The sequence below is a fragment of the Micromonospora sp. WMMD975 genome, assembly GCF_029581215.1.
Classification (GTDB): domain Bacteria; phylum Actinomycetota; class Actinomycetes; order Mycobacteriales; family Micromonosporaceae; genus Micromonospora.
Map to the genome: position 1 here is coordinate 1,267,435 of NZ_CP120739.1, position 17,991 is coordinate 1,285,425.

Consider the following 17,991-nt stretch of genomic DNA (forward strand, 5'->3'; position numbering starts at 1 on the left):
CCGGGAGGAATGACCCGATCACAGCCCCGCCGCGCCCGAGGCACGGTCGGCCACGCGAACAGCGCGCTGAACCTGCGCCTCGTACTGGCGCTGTTCGGTCTGGTGGTGATGACCGTCCTCGCGGTGGTCGCGTTCGTCGTCGGCCTGGCCTGGCTGGGCGTCGTCTGCGCGATCCTCGCCGTGGTGGCGGTGGTCGATATGGTCGTCATCCAGCGCCGCCGCGCCGCACGCCGCCGGGAGGAGCCGGGCGTGCGGCACTCGCTGTTCGAGTGACAGGAGTACGAGATGCCCATCGCCACCACCAATCCCGCCACCGGACAGGTGCTCAAGACGTACGACGCGATGTCGGAGGAGCAGATCGACGCCGCGATCGAACGGGCCGACCTCGCGTTCCGGCAGTTGCGGGACACCGACGTCGCCCAGCGGGCGCGGTGGCTCACCGCCGCCGCCGACCTGCTCGACGCCGAGCGGGACGAGACCGCCCGGCTGATGACCACCGAGATGGGCAAGACGTACGCCGCCGCGAAGGCGGAGGTCACCAAGTGCGCCACCGCCTGCCGCTTCTACGCCGGAAACGCGCCGCGGATGCTCGCCGACGAGCCCGCCGACGCCACCGCGGTCAAGGCGAAGCGGGCGTACGTCCGCTACCAGCCGATCGGCCCGGTGCTCGCGGTGATGCCGTGGAACTTCCCGCTCTGGCAGGTGATGCGCTTCGCCGCGCCGGCCCTGATGGCCGGCAACACCGGCCTGCTCAAGCACGCCTCGAACGTCCCGCAGACCGCGCTCTACCTGGAGGACGTGTTCCGCCGCGCCGGCTTCCCGGAGGGCGCGTTCACCACGCTGCTCGTCGGCTCCGACGCGGTCGACCGGATCCTCAGCGACCCGCGGGTGCGGGCCGCCACCCTCACCGGCAGCGAACCGGCGGGCCGCTCCATCGCCCAGATCGCCGGCCGGGAGATCAAGAAGACCGTGCTGGAGCTGGGCGGCAGCGACCCGTTCGTGGTGATGCCCTCGGCCGACCTGGACCGGGCCGCCGAGGTCGCCACCACCGCCCGCTGCCAGAACAACGGCCAGTCCTGCATCGCGGCCAAGCGGTTCATCGTGCACACCGACGTCTTCGACGCGTTCGCCGAGAAGTTCGCCGCCCGGATGTCGGCGTTGACCGTCGGCGACCCGATGGACGATGCCACCGACGTCGGTCCGCTGGCGAGTGAGCGCGGCCGGGACGAGGTGCACGACCAGGTGACCGACGCCGTCGACAAGGGCGCCACCGTGCTCTGCGGCGGCGAGAAGCCGGCCGGGGACGGCTGGTACTACCCGCCGACCGTGGTCACCGACCTGCGGCCGGAGATGCGGATGTGGGGCGAGGAGGTGTTCGGGCCGGTCGCCGGGCTCTACCGGGTCGGCTCGTACGACGAGGCGATCGAGGTGGCCAACGGCACCGCCTTCGGTCTCGGCTCGAACGCCTGGACCACCGACCCGGCCGAGCAGGAGCGCTTCGCCACCGACCTGGACGCCGGCAACGTGTTCATCAACGGCATGACCACGTCCTATCCGGAGCTGCCGTTCGGCGGCGTGAAGAACTCCGGGTACGGCCGCGAGCTGTCCGCCGCCGGCATGCGCGAGTTCTGCAACACCAAGACGGTGTGGATCGGCGCGGGGGAGGCCGGGGCGGGCGCCGGCGCGCACGCCGAGTGAGGTGAGGTGAGGTGTTAAGCGGGGGCCCCGCCTATACCTGAGGCGTTAAGCGGGGGCCCCTGCTTACATCCCGGGCGGGGTGGGTAGGAGTGCCGGGCATGACGGCGTTCGGCTTCCACGCATCCCATGAGCAGATCCACCCGGCGAAGCTGCTGGAGGCGGTGATCCACGCCGAAACCGCCGGCTTCGACGCCGCCATGTGCTCCGACCACTTCTCCCCGTGGAGCGAGCGGCAGGGCCAGTCCGGTTTCGCCTGGTCCTGGCTCGGCGCCGCCCTCCAGGCCACCAACCTGTCGTTCGGCGTGGTCAACGCGCCCGGCCAGCGGTACCACCCGGCGATCATCGCGCAGGCCGTCGGCACGCTCGGCGCCATGTACCCGGGACGGTTCTGGGCGGCGCTGGGCACCGGCGAGGCGAGCAACGAGCACATCACCGGCGACCGCTGGCCCGGCAAGGACGTCCGCAGCGCCCGGCTGCGCGAGTGCGTCGACGTGATCCGGGCGCTGCTGGCCGGCGAGGAGGTCAGCCACGACGGTCTGGTCACCGTGGACCGGGCGAAGCTGTGGACCCGCCCCGAGGAGCCGCCCGCGCTCGTCGGCGCCGCGGTCAGCGTCGCCACCGCCCGCTGGTGCGCCGAGTGGGCCGACGGGCTGATCACGGTCAACGCGCCGGTCGACCACCTCCGGCAGATGATCGACGCCTACCGGGACGCCGGCGGGCGCGGGCCGCTGCACCTCCAGGTGCACGTGAGCTGGGCGCCCGAGCAGGCCGAGGCCGAGGCGATCGCGTACGAGCAGTGGCGCAGCAACGTGTTCGCCCCGCCGGTCTGCTGGGACCTGGAGACCGTCGCCCACTTCGACGAGGCCAGCAGGGACCTGCCGTTGGCGAGGGTCACCGACACCGTCAACGTCTCCGCCGACCTGGGCCGGCACGTCGGCTGGCTGGAGGAGTACGTCGAGCTGGGCTTCGACCAGATCGCCCTGCACCACGTCGGGCAGGAGCAGGGGGCGTTCCTGGACGCGTTCGGCGCCGAGGTGCTGCCGAAGGTGCGGCCGACCGCGTGAACGCACGCCACGGTGGCGACGCCTAGGCTCGTACCCCATGGACGCTCTGTTCGAGGTCGTGGTGTTCCTGGCGATCGCCACGTTCGGCGCGGCCCTGGCCCGCCGGCTCGGCCTGCTCGCGCCGATCCTGCTCGTGGTGCTCGGCCTCGCGCTGTCCTACCTGCCGTTCTTCCCGCACGTGCGGCTGGAACCGGACCTGGTGCTCGTCGGCATCCTGCCGCCGCTGCTCTACGTGGCGGCGGTGAACACCTCGGTGCCGGCGTTCCGGCTCAACCTGCGGCCGATCCTGCTGCTCGCCGTCGGGTTGGTGATCTTCACCGCGTTCGTGGTGGGCACCGTCGTGCACCTGTTCCTGCCCGACCTGCCGTACGCGATCTGCCTGGCGCTCGGCGCGGTGGTGGCGCCGCCGGACGCGGTCGCCGCCACCGCGGTGGCCCGTCGGGTCGGCCTGCCCCGGCGGATCGTCACCATCCTGGAGGGCGAGAGCCTGGTCAACGACGCCACCGCGCTGGTGCTGCTGCGGGTGGCGATCGTCGCCGCCACCGCCAGCGCGGGCGGGGTCAGCTTCGGCTACGTGGCCCGGGAGGTGCTCGTCGCCACCGGCGGCGGCATCATCGTCGGGCTGCTCGGCGTGGTGGTCTTCGGCTACCTGCACAAGCTCGTCACCGACCCGGTGCTGGACAACGCGCTGTCGTTGATCGTGCCGTTCGCGGTGGTGTTCGCCGCCGAGGAGATCCATGCCTCCGGGGTGGTCGCGGTGGTGGTGACCGGGCTCGGCATCGGGCACAAGCTGCCGATGCTCATGTCCGCCGCGTCCCGCCTCCAGGTGACCGCGTTCTGGCGGCTGATCCAGTTCCTGCTGGAAGGGTTGGTGTTCCTGCTTGTCGGCCTGCAACTGCCCGAGGTGCTGCGCGACCTCGACGAGCCGTTCGGCTCGCTCGCCGGGATCACCGTCGGGGTGCTGGCCGCGGTCTTCCTGGCCCGGTTCGTCTGGCTGTTCCCGGCCACCTACCTGGCCCGGCTGGTGCCCCGGGTGCGAAAGCGCGACGCCGCGCCGCCGGTGCAGATCCCGATCGTCATCGGCTGGGCCGGCATGCGCGGCGTGGTGACGCTCGCCGCCGCGCTGGGCCTGCCGCTCACCCTCGCCAACGACCGGTCGTACCCCCGGGGGCTGCTGATCTGGCTGGCCTTCGCGGTGATCGTGGCCACCCTGGTCGGGCAGGGCGCCACCCTGCCCTGGGTGGCCCGGAAGCTGCGGCTGCCCCCGGACGACCCGGTGCAGGACGCGCTCTCCGCCGCCGGGGTGCAGCAGCGGGCCAGCCGGGCCGCCCTGGAACGGCTCGACGCGATGGCCGACGACGCGCCGCCGGCGGTGGTGGAACGCCTCCGCGGGCTGACCACGTCCCGATCCAACCTGGCCTGGGAACGTCTCGGCGGCACCGCACGGGAAACCCCCTCCCAGGCGTACGCGCGACTGCGGCAGGAGATGATCGACACCGAGCGGGAGGTGTTCCGGGCCGCCCGCGACTCCGGCCAGATCCCGGAGGAGGTGCTCACCCGCGCCTATCGTGATCTGGACCTGGAGGAGTCGCTGCTACGACAGGAGGTTGTCGAATGAGCTGCCAGCACCTGGCCGAGGCGGGCGACGCCGAGCCCGCCACCACCACCGAGTGTCCCGACTGCGTGGCGGTCGGCAACCGGGACTGGGTGCACCTGCGTTCCTGCCTGAGCTGCGGGCACGTGGGCTGCTGCGACTCGTCGGTCTACCAGCACGCCACGAAGCACTTCGAGTCGAGCGGTCATCCGGTGATGCGCTCCATCGAGCCGGGCGAGTCGTGGCGCTGGTGCTACGTGGACGAGGAGATCGGCTGACGTCGGCCGCGCTCAGTCGAGCCGGCGGGCCAGCACCTGACCCGGCCACGGCGTCCGGCCCGGCCGCTCGACCGTGAACGGGTCGGTGGCGGTGAAGCCGCAGCCCTCGTAGAAGCGCACCAACGCCCGGTCCGGGCTGCGGTAGCAGTCCACCCGCAGCAGGCCCAGCCCACGCTCGCGGGCCAGGTCCGCCCCGTGTGCCAGCAGCCGCGCCCCGATCCCGAGGCCCGCGTACGCCCGGTCCGTGACCAGCAGGTTGACGTACAACTCCGGCTCGGTGGCCGGCGGCACGTACTCCGTCGCCGCGCCGACCGCGAGCGCGCCGACCTCGGTGCCGTCGGTCTCGGCGAACCACAGACCGCCGCCGGTGGCGTAGGCGTCGGCCTGCTCGATGCGCCGCGGGTCGGTCGAGGCCGGGTTCACGCCCCACTGGCCGGTCCGGTCGCGTTCGGCAAGCCATGCGATGGCGCTGTCGAACAGCCGCAGCACGGCGGGCGCGTCCCCCGGCCTGCCCGGCCGGACGGTGATCCTCCGCTCGTCGGTCATCCCGCCATGCTGCTACACCGACGCCCACCGGTCCGCCCCGGCCGTGCCGTCGTCAGGACTCCGACTCGTCCGGTGAGGTCCAGACCGTGACACGCGCCGCGACGGCGAAAGTGTCGTCCTTGAAGCTGGTCACGGTGAGCATGACGACGCGGTCCTTGCTCGTGCTCAGGCAGCCGATCCGGCCGACCGGGATGTGCACGCGTTCGTTTCCCTGGGTGGCGACGAGGTCGGCGCACTGCTGCCGGGTGGGTGTTCCCGGCCCCGGCCAGCGGGCGAGATATCCCTGCTCGGCGTGCAGCGGAGCGTCCTCGGCGGCGGAAATTCGCCGCACGTCGGAGTCGAAGACCGGCCAGTCCATCCGTACCGTCGGTGGTTTCGCGTCGAGGTCGATGCCCTCGTCGTCGAACCGCACCGGCCCGCTCCACCGGACGCTGTCACCCGGCGTCGCGTTCCCGGTCGCCGAAGGCGTCGGGTCTCCGGTCGTCGGAGACGCCTGCGGGGCGGCCGACGGGCTCGCTGGCGGGGACACCGGCCCGGCGTCGACCGGGTTGCTCGCGCGGGGCTCCGGCCCCGCGGGTGGCGTCCCACTCCGGCTCCCGTCCGTGGCCCGCAGCGTGACGACGGTCGTGACCGCGATGGTGAGAAGCACACCGACCAAGCCGATGACGGCCCCCAACACGGCACCTCTGCCACCCCCGTCCAGCCGGTGGTGATAGTGGTGGCTCATCCGCCGCCACAGCGTCCGCCGCTGATCGCCGCCGCCTGCCTGGTCGCTGGGCGCGCCCTCCGGCATGACCACCTGATGACCCCCGCCTTCACTGCGCGTAGGTGTCCACCTTACTCATTGACCACATTGGTGTCGTCCCGTCCCGGGCCGCCCGCCGCCTTCCGGGTCGTCGCGGCGAAACTCGCACGCTCCCGGGGGTGCGGCACCCGGACCGACGCCATGCCCGCCGCCGTCGCCGCCGCCACGCCCAGGTCGGTGTCCTCGAACACGAGGCAGCCGGCCGGGTCGACGCCCAGCCGACGGGCGGCCAGCAGGTAACCCTCCGGGTCGGGCTTGGGCCGGGCGCAGTCCTCGGCGCAGACAAGCGTCTCGAAGCGGTCCAGCAGGCCCAGCGCGGTCAGCGACGCGGTCACCGACTCCCGGGTGCTGCCGGAGACGACCGCGAACGGCACCCGCCCGTGCGCGTCCTCGATGTGCGCCAGCACCTCCGGCACGGCGGTCACCCCGGGCAGCAGCCCCTGGAACAGCTCCTCCCGGCGGCGGGCCACCGTCTCGACCGGCATGGCCAGCCCGTGCCGGTCGTTGAGGTCGACCACGATGTCGACGACCGGCCGGCCGCCCCAGGCGTAGAACAGGTCCTCCGGCAGCTCGCAGTCCCATTCGGCGAGCGCCGCGCTCCACGCCCGGTGGTGCACCGGCATCGAGTCGACGATCGTGCCGTCGCAGTCGAACAGGTACGCGCGGAAGTCGCCGGCCGGCAGGGGAAGCGTCACCGGTGCAGGGTACGCCGAAATCCGCTCGCCCCGTCCCGTCGGCTCTGCCAGGGTCGGCGCTGTGGAGCGCAGCTAACCGGTCGATCGGTGGGGCCCGCCGTGCCATTCTCTGCGGATGCCCATCACCGCTCCCGCCCTGCTGCGCTGGCAGTTCGACCTGACCTGGTCGTTGTTCGCATATCACCTCGACCGGCTGGAACCGGACGACTTCCTCGGGGAGCCGGCCGCGCTCTGCTGGACGATGCGCCGCGACGCGGACGGTGCCTGGCGTCCCGACTGGGCGGACACCGAGCCGGATCCGATCCCGGCACCTACGATCGCGTGGCTCACCTGGCATCTCGGGTGGTGGTGGTTGGTCGCCGGCGACCACCTCGTCGGGCGGCCCGCACGACGGCGTGAGGACGTGGTGTGGCCGGGGCCGGGGGAGGAAACCATCACATGGCTGCGTGGCCTGCGGATGGCATGGACGGACGAACTCGACCGCCTGACCGTCGACGACCTGGCGCGGCCCGCCGCCTTCCCGTGGTCGGCGGACGCCGGGCTCACGGTCGCGCACATGGTCGGCTGGGTCAACGCCGAACTGATGAAGAACACGGCCGAGATCGGTCAGCTCCGGCTGCTCAGTGCGCTCCGCCGAGGTTGAGCACCACCACGCCGGCGATGACCAGGCCCGCACCGACCACCTTCGCCACGCTCAGCGGCTCGCCCAGGAACGCCGCCCCGACCGCCATGATGGCGGCGGTGCCCAGCCCGGACCAGATCGCGTACGCGACGCCGACCGGGACGTCCCGCACCACGAGGGCGAGCAGCCCGAACGCGGACAGGTAACACGCCACCAGGCCGATCGTGGGCCAGAGCCGGGTGAAGCCGTCGCTCGCCTTGAGCAGGCTGGTGCCGATCACCTCGGCCGTGATCGCGAGGGCCAGGAGCAGATACGCCACTCCGGGACCGTACCCGTGGCCCGGTCAGCTCCGGGCGACCTCCGCCGGTCACCGAAGCGGGAGATCGCCGTGATCATGAAGTTGGCGGCATCAATGTAGATCAACTCCGCCGTCAACTTCATGATCACGGCATTGAGGCAGGGCCCCGGTCAGGAGATGGTGCAGGCCTTTCCGTTCAGGGTGACCAGGTTGGGGGTGGGGTTCGGGCCGCCGGCGCTGGTGCCGTTCAGGCCGAACGTGGTGGACGTGCCGGGGGACAGTTTCGCGTTCCACGGCAGGTTCTTCGCGGTGACCGTGGCGCCGGCCTGGTCGACCTCCGCCGACCAGGCGTGGCTGACCTTCTGGTCACCGAGGAAGGCCCACCGCAGGCTCCACCCGTCGATCGCCTTCTTACCGGTGTTGCGCAGCGTCACCTGGGTGGTGAAGCCGGCCGGCCAGCTCCCGTGGGTGCTGTAGGTGACCGCGCAGGTGGGCGCCGGCACGGCCGCCGCGTCACCCTGGTCGGCCAGGAACGAGGCGAGCCACGCCAGCGCCGAGTTCCAGTTGATCGCCACCTCGTTCGTCGCGTACGAGTTGATGTTGTCGACGTAGCAGAACATCGGCGCGCAACCGGCAAGCAGGTTCGCCGCGTACGGGTCCTGGAGGGCGGCGTTCGGGCCACCGGCGAGCGAGCCGTCCGGCGGGTTCGGCAGGTCCGGGTTCAACTGGTTGCCGAAGATGCGGCTGTGCTGGTTGTGGGCGTTCTGCTCGCCCCAACCGGTCACGTAGGACATGTTCAGGGCGTTGCGGCCGAACAGGTAGTCGGCGGCCTGCAACGCCCCGTCCCGGTACTTCGCGTTCCGGCTCAGGTCGAACGCGGTGGCCAGCACGATCGTGTTGTTCACCATGTTGCTGTTGCTGCCCCAGACGTACGCGTCGGCGGTGCCGGGCAGCGGCAGGCCGTACGCCTGGTCGCGGACCGTGGCCAGGTAGTGGTCCGCGGCGGCGGTGATCGAGGCGCGGATCCGGGTCTTCTCCGCGGCGGGCAGCGTGTTCGGCACGGTGGCCAGGTCGAGCCGGCCCAGCGCGGCCACGCTCTGCCAGCCGAACGCGCCGTTGGGCGTGAACACGTCGGCGGTGTGCAGCGGCGAGCCGGTGACGTCGGCCAGGTATGCCTTGTCGCCGGTGGTCAGCCACAGCTCGGCGGCGGCCCAGTAGAACTCGTCGGTGACGTTGTTGTCCTCGTACGCGCCGCCGCCGGTGCCGTCGGTGGCCGAGGCGTAGATCGCCGGGTGCGCCTTCGCCGCCGCGTACGCGGTCTTCGCGGCCTCGCCGCAGCGGGCCGCGAAGGCGGCGTCGTACGGGGCGAAGAGCCGGGCGCACTGGGCGGCGACGGCGGCCAGGTTGAGCGTGGCGGCGGTGGACGGCGGGTGCAGCTCGCGCACCTCCGGGTCGTCCTGCGGGGCCAGCGGCAGGCCGGTCCAGTTCTTGTCGTGGATCTTGTGGTGGACCATCCCGGCCAGCGGCTTGCCGGCCGGCACCTGCATGCGCATCAGGAAGTCCAGCTCCCAGCGGGCCTCGTCGAGGACGTCCGGCACGTCGTTGCCGCGCTCGGGCACCCGCAGCGTGCTGTCGCCGAGCGCCGCGCCGCCGTCGGCGGTCTCCGCGGTCTTGGTCCGCTCGAACGAGTTCAGCAACTGGTAGGTGGCGATGCCGCCGTTGACCACGTACTTGCCGTGGTCGCCGGCGTCGTACCAGCCGCCGCGCACGTCAAGCTTGTAGTCGCAGACGCCGGGCTGGCAGGGCACGTCGGTGTCGCCCTTGTTGGGGGCGACGTCGAGGTGCCCGGCGGGGCGGGCGTACTCGTCGCCGATCAGGTCGCCGTCGATCGCGATGCCGCTGCGCTGGGCGTAGAAGAACTGCATCGAGTCGGCGCGCAGCCGGTCGTAGAGCGTGCCGGAGATGTCGAACGGGTGGCTGGTCTCGCCGTCCACGGTCAGCGTGTAGCCGGTGCCCGGCTTGCGGTACGCGGAGAAGTCGACGGTCTGCACGTTCTGCGCGGACGCCTCGTCCTCCCCGCGCGGGCTGGTCTTGCCGCTGGCGACCACGGTCCCGGCGGCCGACGTCAGCTGCCACGGCAGCGGGTCGGTGGCGTCGGTGACCACGGTGGCGTGCTTCGGGCCGCCGGGCAGGTAGCCCACCTGGTTGACCCGGACCCGGGGCCCGGTGTCCGGCTCGTACGGCGGGGCCGCCTCGCCGCCGCGCAGCGACACGTTGTCGAGGCAGAACGTCTGCGCCTGGGCGCTGCCACCGATCTGGAAGATCAGTTGGGCCCCGGCGTCGTCGGCCGGCGCGGTGAAGGTGGTGGTGACGTGCGTGGCGGTGGTGGTGGCGGTGGCGTCCACGCTGGCGTACGACGTGTAGGGGGCGCTGCCGAGCTGGAGCACCGCCTTGAGGGCCGCGCCGGGGGTGGCGGACACGTCGAAGTTCAGTTCGTATTCGGCGCCCTGGATCAGCGGCACCGCGTCCTGGCCGATGCCGGCGTCCCAGGGGTTCGCCGTGCCGGCGGCGACGGTGGTGCAGAGCTGGCCGTCGGTGACCGCCAACTCGCCGGTGCTGTAGGAGAACCAGGGGGAGACACCGGCGCTGAAGTCGCCGTTTCGCAGTTGCTCGGGGGCGTCCGGTGGCACCTCGGCCAGGGCCGGGCCGGCGGTGAGGCCGGTGAGCGCCAAGGTGGTGGTCGCGGCGAACGCGACCAACCGACGACGGGATCGGGTCACGGAGGTTCCTTCCGTGCTCGGGGGTGGTGGGGGAGCCGGGGAGCTGGGAGCGCTCCCAATATCAGGCCGATGTTTCCATCGCGTTCCGTCGCTGTCAATCGATCCGCCCCGATGGCGGGCGTACGCCCGTGCGCGGGGAGATTCTGCGCGCCACGTACGATGATGGTGATCTCCTAGAGACAACCGAGCCCTCGACCTGGCAGGCTGCGTCCCATGACCCTGAAGCTTCGTTCCGCCGGAGCGAGCGACCGTGGGCTCATCCGCAGCGGCAACCAGGACGCCCAGCACGCGGGCCCCTGGCTGGTCGCGGTCGCCGACGGCATGGGCGGCATGGCGGCCGGCGACCTGGCCAGCCGCATCGCGATCGACGCGATCGCCCCGCTGGACGCGGAGACGCCGGAGGACGCGCTCGTCGCCGCGCTCCAGGGGGCCATCGAACGGGCCACCGTCGGGATCCGTCAGGCGGTCGAGGAGGATCCGGAGCGCCAGGGCATGGGCACCACGCTCACCGCGCTGCTGTTCGCCCGCACCGGCAGCTGCCTGGCGCTGGCGCACGTGGGCGACTCCCGGGCCTACCTGTTCCGCGAGGGCGTGCTCAAACAGGTCACCCGCGACGACACCTTCGTGCAGATGCTCGTCGACCAGGGTCTGATCACCCCCGACCAGGCGAGCAGCCACCCCCGCCGCGCCGTCGTCACCCAGGCGTTGCAGGGCGACCAGGTCTCCCCGGCGTACGCGACCATGGTGCCCCGGGCCGGTGACCGCTGGCTGCTGTGCAGCGACGGCCTCTCCAACGTGGTCCGCGCCGACACCCTCGCCGAGGTGCTGAGCGAGGGCCTGGAGCGGGAGGCCTGCGCGGCCCGGCTCATCGACCTCGCGCTACGGGCCGGCGGCCCGGACAACGTCACCGTGGTGATCGCGGACGTCGTCGAGGAGTGAGCCGCGCGGCTCAGCGCCGGCGTGGGCTGGCCCGCCGGGTCGGCTCGGCCGTGGTCGGATCCTCCGGCCACGGGTGACGCGGGTAGCGCCCCCGCAGCTCCGCCCGCACCTGCGGGTAGCCGCCGCGCCAGAACGATGCCAGGTCGGCGGTGACCGCCACCGGCCGCCCGGCGGGGGAGAGCAGGTGCAGCAGCACCGGCACCCGCCCGTCGGCGATGCGCGGCACGTCCCGCCAGCCGAACGTCTCCTGGAGCTTCACGGCGAGCACCGGGGCCGCCGGGTCGGCGTAGTCCACCCGTACCCGCGAGCCACTCGGCACCGCCAGCCGCTCCGGCGCCAACTCGTCGAGCCGCGCCGCCTGCCGCCAGTCGAGCAGCCGGCGCAACGCCGAGGCCACGTCCACCCGGGCCAGGTCGCCCCGGCGGCGTGCCCGGCCCAGCTCCGGCCCGAGCCAGGCGGGCGCGGCGGCGAGCAGCGCGGCGTCCGATACGTCCGGCCAGTCGTCGCCGAGCGCCTGACGGCAGAACGCCAGCCGGCGTCGCAGCGCCGTCGCCTCCGGCGTCCAGCGGAGCAGCCCCGGCCCTTCCTGCCGCAGCCCGTCCAGCACCGCCGCGGCCACCAGCTCCGGGTCGGGCGCGGCGAGCGGCCGGTCGACAAGCTCGATCGCGCCGAGGCGGACCACCTCCCGGGCCACCACGTCCCCACCGGACCAGGCGACCTCCCGCCCGGTGCGCAGCAGTGCCGCACCGGCCTCCCGCGCGGTCGCCTCGTCGATCGGCGCGGCCAGCCGCACCCGGGCGGCCGGCGCGCCGGGGGAGCGGTCCGCCACCGCGACGGCCAGCCACGTCGACCCGGCCAGCCCCGACCCGGCCGCCAGCTCCGCGGCGGTCCCGCCGGCCATCAGGTACGCCGATCCGCCGGCCCGCCGCACCCGGGCCAACCGTTCCGGGTACGCCAGCCCGGCCAGGAGCCCCGCGGCCAGATCGTCGGGCAGGCGTCCCGGTCGACCGCCCGCCTCCTCCGCACGTCGCCCCGGTCGGGTGTCGGTTCTCCCGCTGGTCCGCTCCGGCCGGTCGTCGGTTCTCCCGCTGGTCCGCTCCGGCCGGTCGTCGGTTCTCCCGCTGGTCCGCTCCGGCCGGTCATCGGCGGGCAGGGCGGACCGCAGGCGGCGTACCTCGGTCCGCCAGCGGGCGGTGGCGGGCGGGTCGGCGGCGGCGCGCAACCGGCGCCAGCGGGCCGGCAGGTCGTCCCCGGCGCCGCCGAGCGTCTCCTCGGCCAGCACCGCCACCACCTCGGCGGCCCGGTCGGCGCCCACCCGCGGCGCGCCGTCGAGCAACGCCCGGGCCAGACGCGGATGGGCGCCGACCGACGCGATGGCCCGGCCCCGGGCGGTGATCCGGCCGTCCGCGTCGACCGCGCCGAGCGTGGCGAGGGTCTCCCGGGCGACGGTGAGCGCGGCCGGCGGCGGTGGGTCGGGCAGCGCCAGGCCGGTGCCGTCCGGCGCGCCCCAGACGGCCAGCTCCAACGCGAACCCGGTCAGGTCGGCGGTGGCGATCTCCGGTTCCGGCTGCGGGGCGAGCCGGGCGTGCGTCGCCTCCGACCAGCAGCGGTAGACCGTGCCCGGCGCCTCCCGCCCGGCCCGTCCGGCCCGTTGTGTGGCCGCCGCCCGGGACACCGGCACGGTGACGAGCGCGCCCAGCCCGCGGGCCAGGTCGGTGCGGGGCACCCGGCTCAGCCCGGTGTCCACCACCACACGTACCCCGGGCACGGTCAGGCTGCTCTCCGCCACCGCCGTGGCCAGCACGACCCGCCGTCCACCGGCGCCGCCCGCGCCGCCCGCGCCGCCCGCGCCGCCCACGTGGGCGACGCCCGTGGCGGCGGCTCTCGCGTGGGCGGCGCCCGCGGCAGCCGGGTCGGCGTCGGTGGCGCTCGCGTGGGCGGCTCTCGGCCGGGCGGCCGGGTTCAGCACCGCGTCCTGGGCGGCGCCCGGCAACCGGCCGTGCAACGGCAGCACGGCGACCGTGCCCCGCAGGTCGCCCAGCCGCGCGGCGACGGCGTTGATCTCGCCCGCCCCGGGCAGGAAAACGAGCACGTCACCGTCGCGTTCGCGCAGCGCCCGGCGGACCGTGGCGGCCACGTGGTCCAGCAGCGCCGGGTCCACCCGGCCCGCGCCCGGCGGGACGATCGGGCGAGGCGGCGGCGCCCACACCCGCTCGACCGGATGCAGGGCGGCCTCGGCCCGTACGACGGGCGCGGGCGTGTCCCCGCCGAGCAGCGCGGCGAACCGATCGGCCTGTGGGGTCGCCGACATCGCGAGCAGCCAGAGATCCGGGCGCAGGGTCGCCCGCGCCTCCACGCTGAACGCCAACGCCAGGTCGGCGTCGAGCTGCCGTTCGTGGCACTCGTCGAGCAGGACCGCGTCGACCCCGGGCAGCTCCGGGTCGTGGTGCAGCCGGCGAACGAGCAGGCCGGTGGTGACCACCTCCACCCGGGTACGCGGTCCGCCGCGGCGTTCACCGCGTACCGCGTACCCGATCCGGTCGCCGACCCGCTCGCCGAGCAGGGCGGCCATCCGGTGCGCGGCGGCCCGGGCGGCGACCCGCCGAGGCTGGGCGATCACCACGCGTCCGGCGACCGCGTCGGCGACCGCGAGCGGCGCGGTGGTGGTCTTGCCGGTGCCCGGCGGGGCCACCAGCACCCCCGTGCCCTGCTCCCGCAGCGCCGCGACGAGCTCCGGCAGCACCGGCCGGACCGGCAGGTCGAGGGAGACGTCGGCGAGCACGCCCCCACTCTCCCACCCACCCCCGGACGCAAGGAGGGGCCCCTTCTTAACGCCTGCGGTAGAGGCGGGGGCCCCTATTAACAACCTCCGCGAACCGCGACGGTCGCCCGCGACTCCGATGAGGAAGCCCGCGTCGGACCTGGGATGTTAATAGGGGGCCCCGCCTATACCGCAGGCGTTAATAAGGGCCCCTTCCTTACACCCAAGCTTTAGTAGGTGCCGTCGAGGTGGCCTCGCAGCTTCGTCAGGGCCCGGGCCAGCAGCCGGGACACGTGCATCTGCGAGACACCGATCTGCTCGGCGATCTGCGACTGGGTCAGGTTGCCGTAGAAACGGAGCGTGAGGATCTTCTGCTCGCGCTTGTCGAGCGTGGCCAGCGCCGGGCCGAGCGCGACCCGCATCTCGGCCAGTTCGAACTCGCCGTCCTCGCCGCCGAGCATGTCGCCCAGCTCGGTGGCGCGCTCGCCGTCCCCGGTCGGGGTGGACAGCGACACCGCGTTGTAGGCGCGGGCGCCCTCCAGGCCCTCCAGCACCTCTTCCTCGGTGAGCTTGAGGTGGGCGGCGATGTCGGCGACCGTCGGCGACCGGCCGAGGGTCTGGAGCAGCGTGCTGTTGGCGTCGGAGATCGCCAGGCGCAGCTCCTGGAGCCGGCGCGGCACCCGGATGTCCCAGGTGCGGTCGCGGAAGTGGCGCTTGAGTTCGCCGATGATGGTCGGGATGGCGTAGCCGGCGAAGTCGACGCCGCGGGACGGGTCGAACTTGTCGATCGCCTTGATCAGGCCGATCGCGGCGGTCTGCGCCAGGTCGTCGTTGGGCTCGCCCCGGCCGCTGTAGCGGTGGGCCAGGTGGTTGGCCAGCGGAAGCCAGGCTTCGATGGCGCGGTCGCGGAGGGCGGCCCGCGACGGGTGGTCGGCGGGCAGCGCGGCCATCGCGTCGAGCAGGTTGGCGGCGCTGTCGGTGAGCGAGCGGGGGTCGAGTTTCGCGGGGGCGTTGATCGTCTGGGCGGTCATGGTGGTCCTCCCTGCACCTCGTCCGCGGAGAAAAAGAGGAGACGCTGAGTTTTAAGGTTTAAGTGGTCCGTTCGGGAGCAACACTAACCTGATCGGCCAGCGAAAATCCAGCCGAAAGTACGATGTACTTATGGCGCAGGTGGGCACGAATGGGCTGGATCGGGGCATATTACGCGCGGATCGTCGACCGATCGGTCAAGGAAGAACCCGACAGTCGGACCACACTGTCGACTTTCCGTCGTTGTCCCACCGACGGGACCGCCCGTAGCGTCCGTGGAGAACATGTCTACCGGAGGCACCGTGCTCGATCCCGCCGCGCCGCAACTCGTCCTCGCCGCCCGGACGCTGCTGTTCAGTTGGCTCCCCGCCGATCCCGGCGCGGCCGAGGCGCTGGTCCCGCCCGGCCTCCGCCCGCACCCGCAGCGCCAGGTGTTCTCCTGCCAGTACGTGGTCGACGACGAGACGCAGACCTCCGGCTTCGGCGCCTACTCGCTCACCTACCTCGGCGTGTCGCTGGCGGACATGGAGCCGCCGGACGGCGGCACCCCGGGCGGCTGGTGGACGCACTATCTGGCGTCCAGCACCCGGGTGCGGCAGTACGCCGCCGCGCGCGGCGCCCCGGCGGCGGAGGGGGTGACCCGGATCGAGCTGCGGGGCGGGCGCCTCACCGCCGAGACGTGGGTCGACGGCCGGCCGCTGATCCGGGTCGTCGCCGCGGTCGGGCACACCGGCACCGAGGCGCACAGCGGCCACCACCGCTATCTCACCCGCCGCGACGGCGAACTGCACGTCGCCGACTATCCGTACGTGGCCGAGCCGGTGTCGCCGTTCGAGGTCGAGTCGGTGGAGTTCCTCGTCCCCGAACACCCGGTCCACGCGCTACGTCCGGCCAACCCGCTGCACGTCTGCTGGGGGTTCTACTCGCCCCGCGTCTCCTTCGCCTACCCGGCCTGCCCGAGCCTGCCGGACGAGGCGGCGCCGGTTCACCAGGTGCCGGCGCGTCGCGCCCGCAGCGGCCTGCCGTCCGGGTCGTAGACCAGCCGGTACGCCGGCAGCGCCCAGATCCGCGTACGCCAGGGCAGCCGTTCGGCGCGGTGCGGCCGTAACCGGCCCGGCGGACGGGGGCCGACCCGCCCGCCCGCGTGCCAGTCGTCAAGCGCCTGCGCCGCCGCGTCGATCGCCGCCACCGCGTCCGCCGGGTCCAGCAGGTCGTCGTCCTGCGCCCCGTCGGGATCGCGGTCCAGGTGTTCGCGCCACAGCCGCAGCCGCAGGTCCCGGGCGAAGGCGCGGGCGCCGTCGCCCAGCCCGGCCGGATCGGCGGGCGCCCGCTCGTCGCGGGTGTCGTCGAGCACGGCGCAGGACAGCTCGCTGTCATGGGTCCAGGACCGGCGGTTGAAGTTGTCGCTGCCCACGCTGGCCCAGACGTCGTCCACCACGCAGACCTTGGCGTGCACGTAGACCGGGGTGCCCTCGTGGTTCTCCACGTCGAAGACGTGCACCCGCTCCGGTGCGGCCCGGCGGCACAGCGAGAGCGCCTGCTCCCGGCCCACCATGTTCGGCGGCAGCGCCAGCCGGCCGTCCACGTCCGGATGCCGGGGCACGACCGCCACCAGGTGCAGCTCCGGATGCTCGTGCAGCGCCTGGGCGAACAACTCGGCCACCTCGGTGGACCAGAGGTACTGGTCCTCCAGGTAGATCAGCCGGCGGGCCCGGCGTACCGCCTTGGTGTAGCCACGGGCCACGGTGCGTTCGCCGTCCGGGGCGAAGGAGTAGCGCGGGCGTACCGCCGGGTAGGTGCGCAGCACCTGGACGTGGTGCGGGCCGCACGGCGGCGGGTCGGCCGGCTGCTCGGGCAGCGGGTCCGGGGTGAGGTCCGAGCCGCGCAGCCGGTCCCGGAGCTGGGCCAGCGGGTTCTCCGAGTTCAGCGGCATCGGGTCGGTCCACCGCTCGCGGAACGTGGTGTCAAGCGCGCCGACCACCGGGCCGTGCAGCGCGAGCTGCACGTCGTGCCAGGCCGGGGTCGGGCCGTACCGGGGGGACATGTCGACCGCCTGCGGGTCGCCGACGTGCGTGGCGTCGTCCCGGCGGCTGTGGCACAGGTCGATGCCGCCGGCGAACGCGACGTCCCGGCCCGGGTCGTCGGGGTGGCGCAGCACCACGAGCTTCTGGTGGTGCGAGCCGCCGCGCCGGACCCGCTGGTCGAGCAGCACCTCACCGCCGGCCGCGCGGACGGTCTCGCTGAGGTCGCGGTTCTCCGCCTCGCTGTAGGAGAGCGTGTCGAGGTGGGAGCGCCAGAGCAGGCCCTTGACGATCACCCCGCGTTGGGCGGCCTGGGCGAACAGTTGGGCCACGGTCGGCCCGTCCGGGCGCATCCGCTCGTCCGGGTCGCCCCGCCAGTCGGTGAAGAACAGGTGGTCACCGGCGCGCAGCGCCTCCACCTCACTGACCAGCCGGTCAAAGTACGCGCTGCCGTGAATCAACGGCTCGGCAAGGTTTCCGCTCGTCCAGACGGGTAACTCAGACCCTGGGTTGGCGCGTTCCTGTGCGGTGAGGAACCAGTCCCGCAGGGTCACGTTCCAGCCTCCCGAGGTCGACGACGTCCTCAACGGTAGGACCCCCGGCACGGCCCCGCACGTCGAAGCAGCAGGTCGGCGGCGACGGGTACGCGTCAGGGGTGCGCCGGACCCCTGGATCGCGGAACTCAAGGAGGCACCGACATGCCCGCCGAGACGACGAACACCGTGACCGACGACCGCGACCAGGCGGTGGAGGGGGAGCGGGGTGCGCTGGTGGCGGTCCTGTTGATGGTGATCCTCGGGGTGGCCGGGATCTTCGCCGTCTCCTGAGCCGCCGCCCGGGCGCCCCGGCGAACCGGAGCGC

17 protein-coding genes are annotated in these 17,991 nt (G+C 73.4%); 9 read left to right on the forward strand and 8 right to left on the reverse strand.

Annotated features, from left to right (window positions below; translation table 11 throughout):
* Positions 1-9: 9 nt before the first annotated feature.
* The 5 genes from O7613_RS05580 (at position 10) to O7613_RS05600 (ending at position 4,634) form a co-directional block, all read left to right on the forward strand.
* Positions 10-273, forward strand: coding sequence for a DUF6343 family protein (locus O7613_RS05580; protein WP_282292567.1), 264 nt, complete (start codon positions 10-12; stop codon positions 271-273).
* A gap of 12 nt (positions 274-285) precedes the next feature.
* Positions 286-1,698 (forward strand): NADP-dependent succinic semialdehyde dehydrogenase, encoded by a 1,413-nt coding sequence (locus tag O7613_RS05585; RefSeq protein WP_282292568.1) that lies wholly within the window; start codon positions 286-288, stop codon positions 1,696-1,698.
* A gap of 98 nt (positions 1,699-1,796) precedes the next feature.
* Entirely contained in the window at positions 1,797-2,762 is a 966-nt protein-coding gene (locus tag O7613_RS05590; protein ID WP_282292569.1) for a TIGR03885 family FMN-dependent LLM class oxidoreductase, read from the forward strand.
* A 37-nt stretch (positions 2,763-2,799) separates the two neighbouring features.
* Positions 2,800-4,380: a Na+/H+ antiporter gene (locus O7613_RS05595; RefSeq protein ID WP_281583852.1), complete on the forward strand. Its 1,581-nt coding sequence runs from the start codon at positions 2,800-2,802 to the stop codon at positions 4,378-4,380.
* Positions 4,377-4,634, forward strand: coding sequence for a UBP-type zinc finger domain-containing protein (locus tag O7613_RS05600; protein WP_281583851.1), 258 nt, complete (start codon positions 4,377-4,379; stop codon positions 4,632-4,634). Before O7613_RS05595 ends, O7613_RS05600 begins: the two co-directional genes overlap by 4 nt.
* 12 nt (positions 4,635-4,646) lie before the next feature.
* Here the strand turns inward: O7613_RS05600 and O7613_RS05605 are convergent, their stop codons facing one another.
* The 3 genes from O7613_RS05605 to O7613_RS05615 form a co-directional block, all read right to left on the reverse strand.
* Positions 4,647-5,180: a GNAT family N-acetyltransferase gene (locus tag O7613_RS05605; RefSeq protein WP_282292570.1), complete on the reverse strand. Its 534-nt coding sequence runs from the start codon at positions 5,178-5,180 to the stop codon at positions 4,647-4,649.
* A 52-nt stretch (positions 5,181-5,232) separates the two neighbouring features.
* Positions 5,233-5,592 (reverse strand): hypothetical protein, encoded by a 360-nt coding sequence (locus tag O7613_RS05610; RefSeq protein ID WP_282292571.1) that lies wholly within the window; start codon positions 5,590-5,592, stop codon positions 5,233-5,235.
* Positions 5,593-6,017: 425 nt separating this feature from the next.
* Entirely contained in the window at positions 6,018-6,680 is a 663-nt protein-coding gene (locus O7613_RS05615; protein ID WP_281583848.1) for an HAD family phosphatase, read from the reverse strand.
* A gap of 115 nt (positions 6,681-6,795) precedes the next feature.
* Between O7613_RS05615 and O7613_RS05620 the strand changes: the two genes are divergently transcribed.
* Positions 6,796-7,323, forward strand: a complete 528-nt coding sequence (locus O7613_RS05620; protein ID WP_281583847.1) for a DinB family protein — start codon at positions 6,796-6,798, stop codon at positions 7,321-7,323.
* Here the strand turns inward: O7613_RS05620 and O7613_RS05625 are convergent.
* Together O7613_RS05625 and O7613_RS05630 are read right to left on the reverse strand one after the other, a co-directional pair.
* Complete coding sequence (locus tag O7613_RS05625; protein ID WP_282292572.1) at positions 7,301-7,621, reverse strand: multidrug efflux SMR transporter; 321 nt, start codon at positions 7,619-7,621, stop codon at positions 7,301-7,303. The two genes, O7613_RS05620 and O7613_RS05625, sit on opposite strands and share 23 nt — an antisense overlap.
* A gap of 149 nt (positions 7,622-7,770) precedes the next feature.
* A complete protein-coding gene (locus O7613_RS05630) occupies positions 7,771-10,380 on the reverse strand; it encodes a glycoside hydrolase family 9 protein (RefSeq protein WP_282292573.1) in 2,610 nt (869 codons plus the stop codon).
* Between the two features lie 213 nt (positions 10,381-10,593).
* Between O7613_RS05630 and O7613_RS05635 the strand changes: the two genes are divergently transcribed.
* Positions 10,594-11,319 carry a protein phosphatase 2C domain-containing protein gene (locus tag O7613_RS05635; protein ID WP_281583842.1) on the forward strand — a complete coding sequence of 242 codons (726 nt, stop codon included), beginning with the start codon at positions 10,594-10,596 and terminating at the stop codon, positions 11,317-11,319.
* Between the two features lie 10 nt (positions 11,320-11,329).
* Here the strand turns inward: O7613_RS05635 and O7613_RS05640 are convergent, their stop codons facing one another.
* Both O7613_RS05640 and O7613_RS05645 read right to left on the reverse strand, forming a co-directional pair.
* Entirely contained in the window at positions 11,330-14,101 is a 2,772-nt protein-coding gene (locus O7613_RS05640; protein WP_282292574.1) for an ATP-dependent helicase C-terminal domain-containing protein, read from the reverse strand.
* Positions 14,102-14,310: 209 nt separating this feature from the next.
* On the reverse strand, positions 14,311-15,111 hold the full coding sequence (locus O7613_RS05645) for a SigB/SigF/SigG family RNA polymerase sigma factor (RefSeq protein WP_281583841.1): 801 nt from the start codon (positions 15,109-15,111) through the stop codon (positions 14,311-14,313).
* A gap of 282 nt (positions 15,112-15,393) precedes the next feature.
* Between O7613_RS05645 and O7613_RS05650 the strand changes: the two genes are divergently transcribed.
* On the forward strand, positions 15,394-16,146 hold the full coding sequence (locus O7613_RS05650; RefSeq protein WP_282292575.1) for a hypothetical protein: 753 nt from the start codon (positions 15,394-15,396) through the stop codon (positions 16,144-16,146).
* Here O7613_RS05650 and O7613_RS05655 read toward each other — a convergent pair.
* On the reverse strand, positions 16,095-17,684 hold the full coding sequence (locus O7613_RS05655) for a phospholipase D-like domain-containing protein (RefSeq protein WP_282292576.1): 1,590 nt from the start codon (positions 17,682-17,684) through the stop codon (positions 16,095-16,097). The genes O7613_RS05650 and O7613_RS05655 overlap by 52 nt on opposite strands.
* Before the next feature lie 144 nt (positions 17,685-17,828).
* On the opposite strand from O7613_RS05655, the gene O7613_RS05660 reads away from it, so the two are divergent.
* A complete protein-coding gene (locus O7613_RS05660) occupies positions 17,829-17,957 on the forward strand; it encodes a hypothetical protein (protein ID WP_255292629.1) in 129 nt (42 codons plus the stop codon).
* Positions 17,958-17,991 lie beyond the last annotated feature (34 nt).

Coding starts and splice junctions, on each gene's coding strand:
- O7613_RS05580 (WP_282292567.1), top strand. CDS start 10: ATGACCCGATCACAGCCCCGCCGCGCCCGAGGCACGGTCGGCCACGCG.
- O7613_RS05585 (WP_282292568.1), top strand. CDS start 286: ATGCCCATCGCCACCACCAATCCCGCCACCGGACAGGTGCTCAAGACG.
- O7613_RS05590 (WP_282292569.1), top strand. CDS start 1,797: ATGACGGCGTTCGGCTTCCACGCATCCCATGAGCAGATCCACCCGGCG.
- O7613_RS05595 (WP_281583852.1), top strand. CDS start 2,800: ATGGACGCTCTGTTCGAGGTCGTGGTGTTCCTGGCGATCGCCACGTTC.
- O7613_RS05600 (WP_281583851.1), top strand. CDS start 4,377: ATGAGCTGCCAGCACCTGGCCGAGGCGGGCGACGCCGAGCCCGCCACC.
- O7613_RS05605 (WP_282292570.1), bottom strand. CDS start 5,180: ATGACCGACGAGCGGAGGATCACCGTCCGGCCGGGCAGGCCGGGGGAC.
- O7613_RS05620 (WP_281583847.1), top strand. CDS start 6,796: ATGCCCATCACCGCTCCCGCCCTGCTGCGCTGGCAGTTCGACCTGACC.
- O7613_RS05635 (WP_281583842.1), top strand. CDS start 10,594: ATGACCCTGAAGCTTCGTTCCGCCGGAGCGAGCGACCGTGGGCTCATC.
- O7613_RS05645 (WP_281583841.1), bottom strand. CDS start 15,111: ATGACCGCCCAGACGATCAACGCCCCCGCGAAACTCGACCCCCGCTCG.
- O7613_RS05650 (WP_282292575.1), top strand. CDS start 15,394: ATGTCTACCGGAGGCACCGTGCTCGATCCCGCCGCGCCGCAACTCGTC.
- O7613_RS05660 (WP_255292629.1), top strand. CDS start 17,829: ATGCCCGCCGAGACGACGAACACCGTGACCGACGACCGCGACCAGGCG.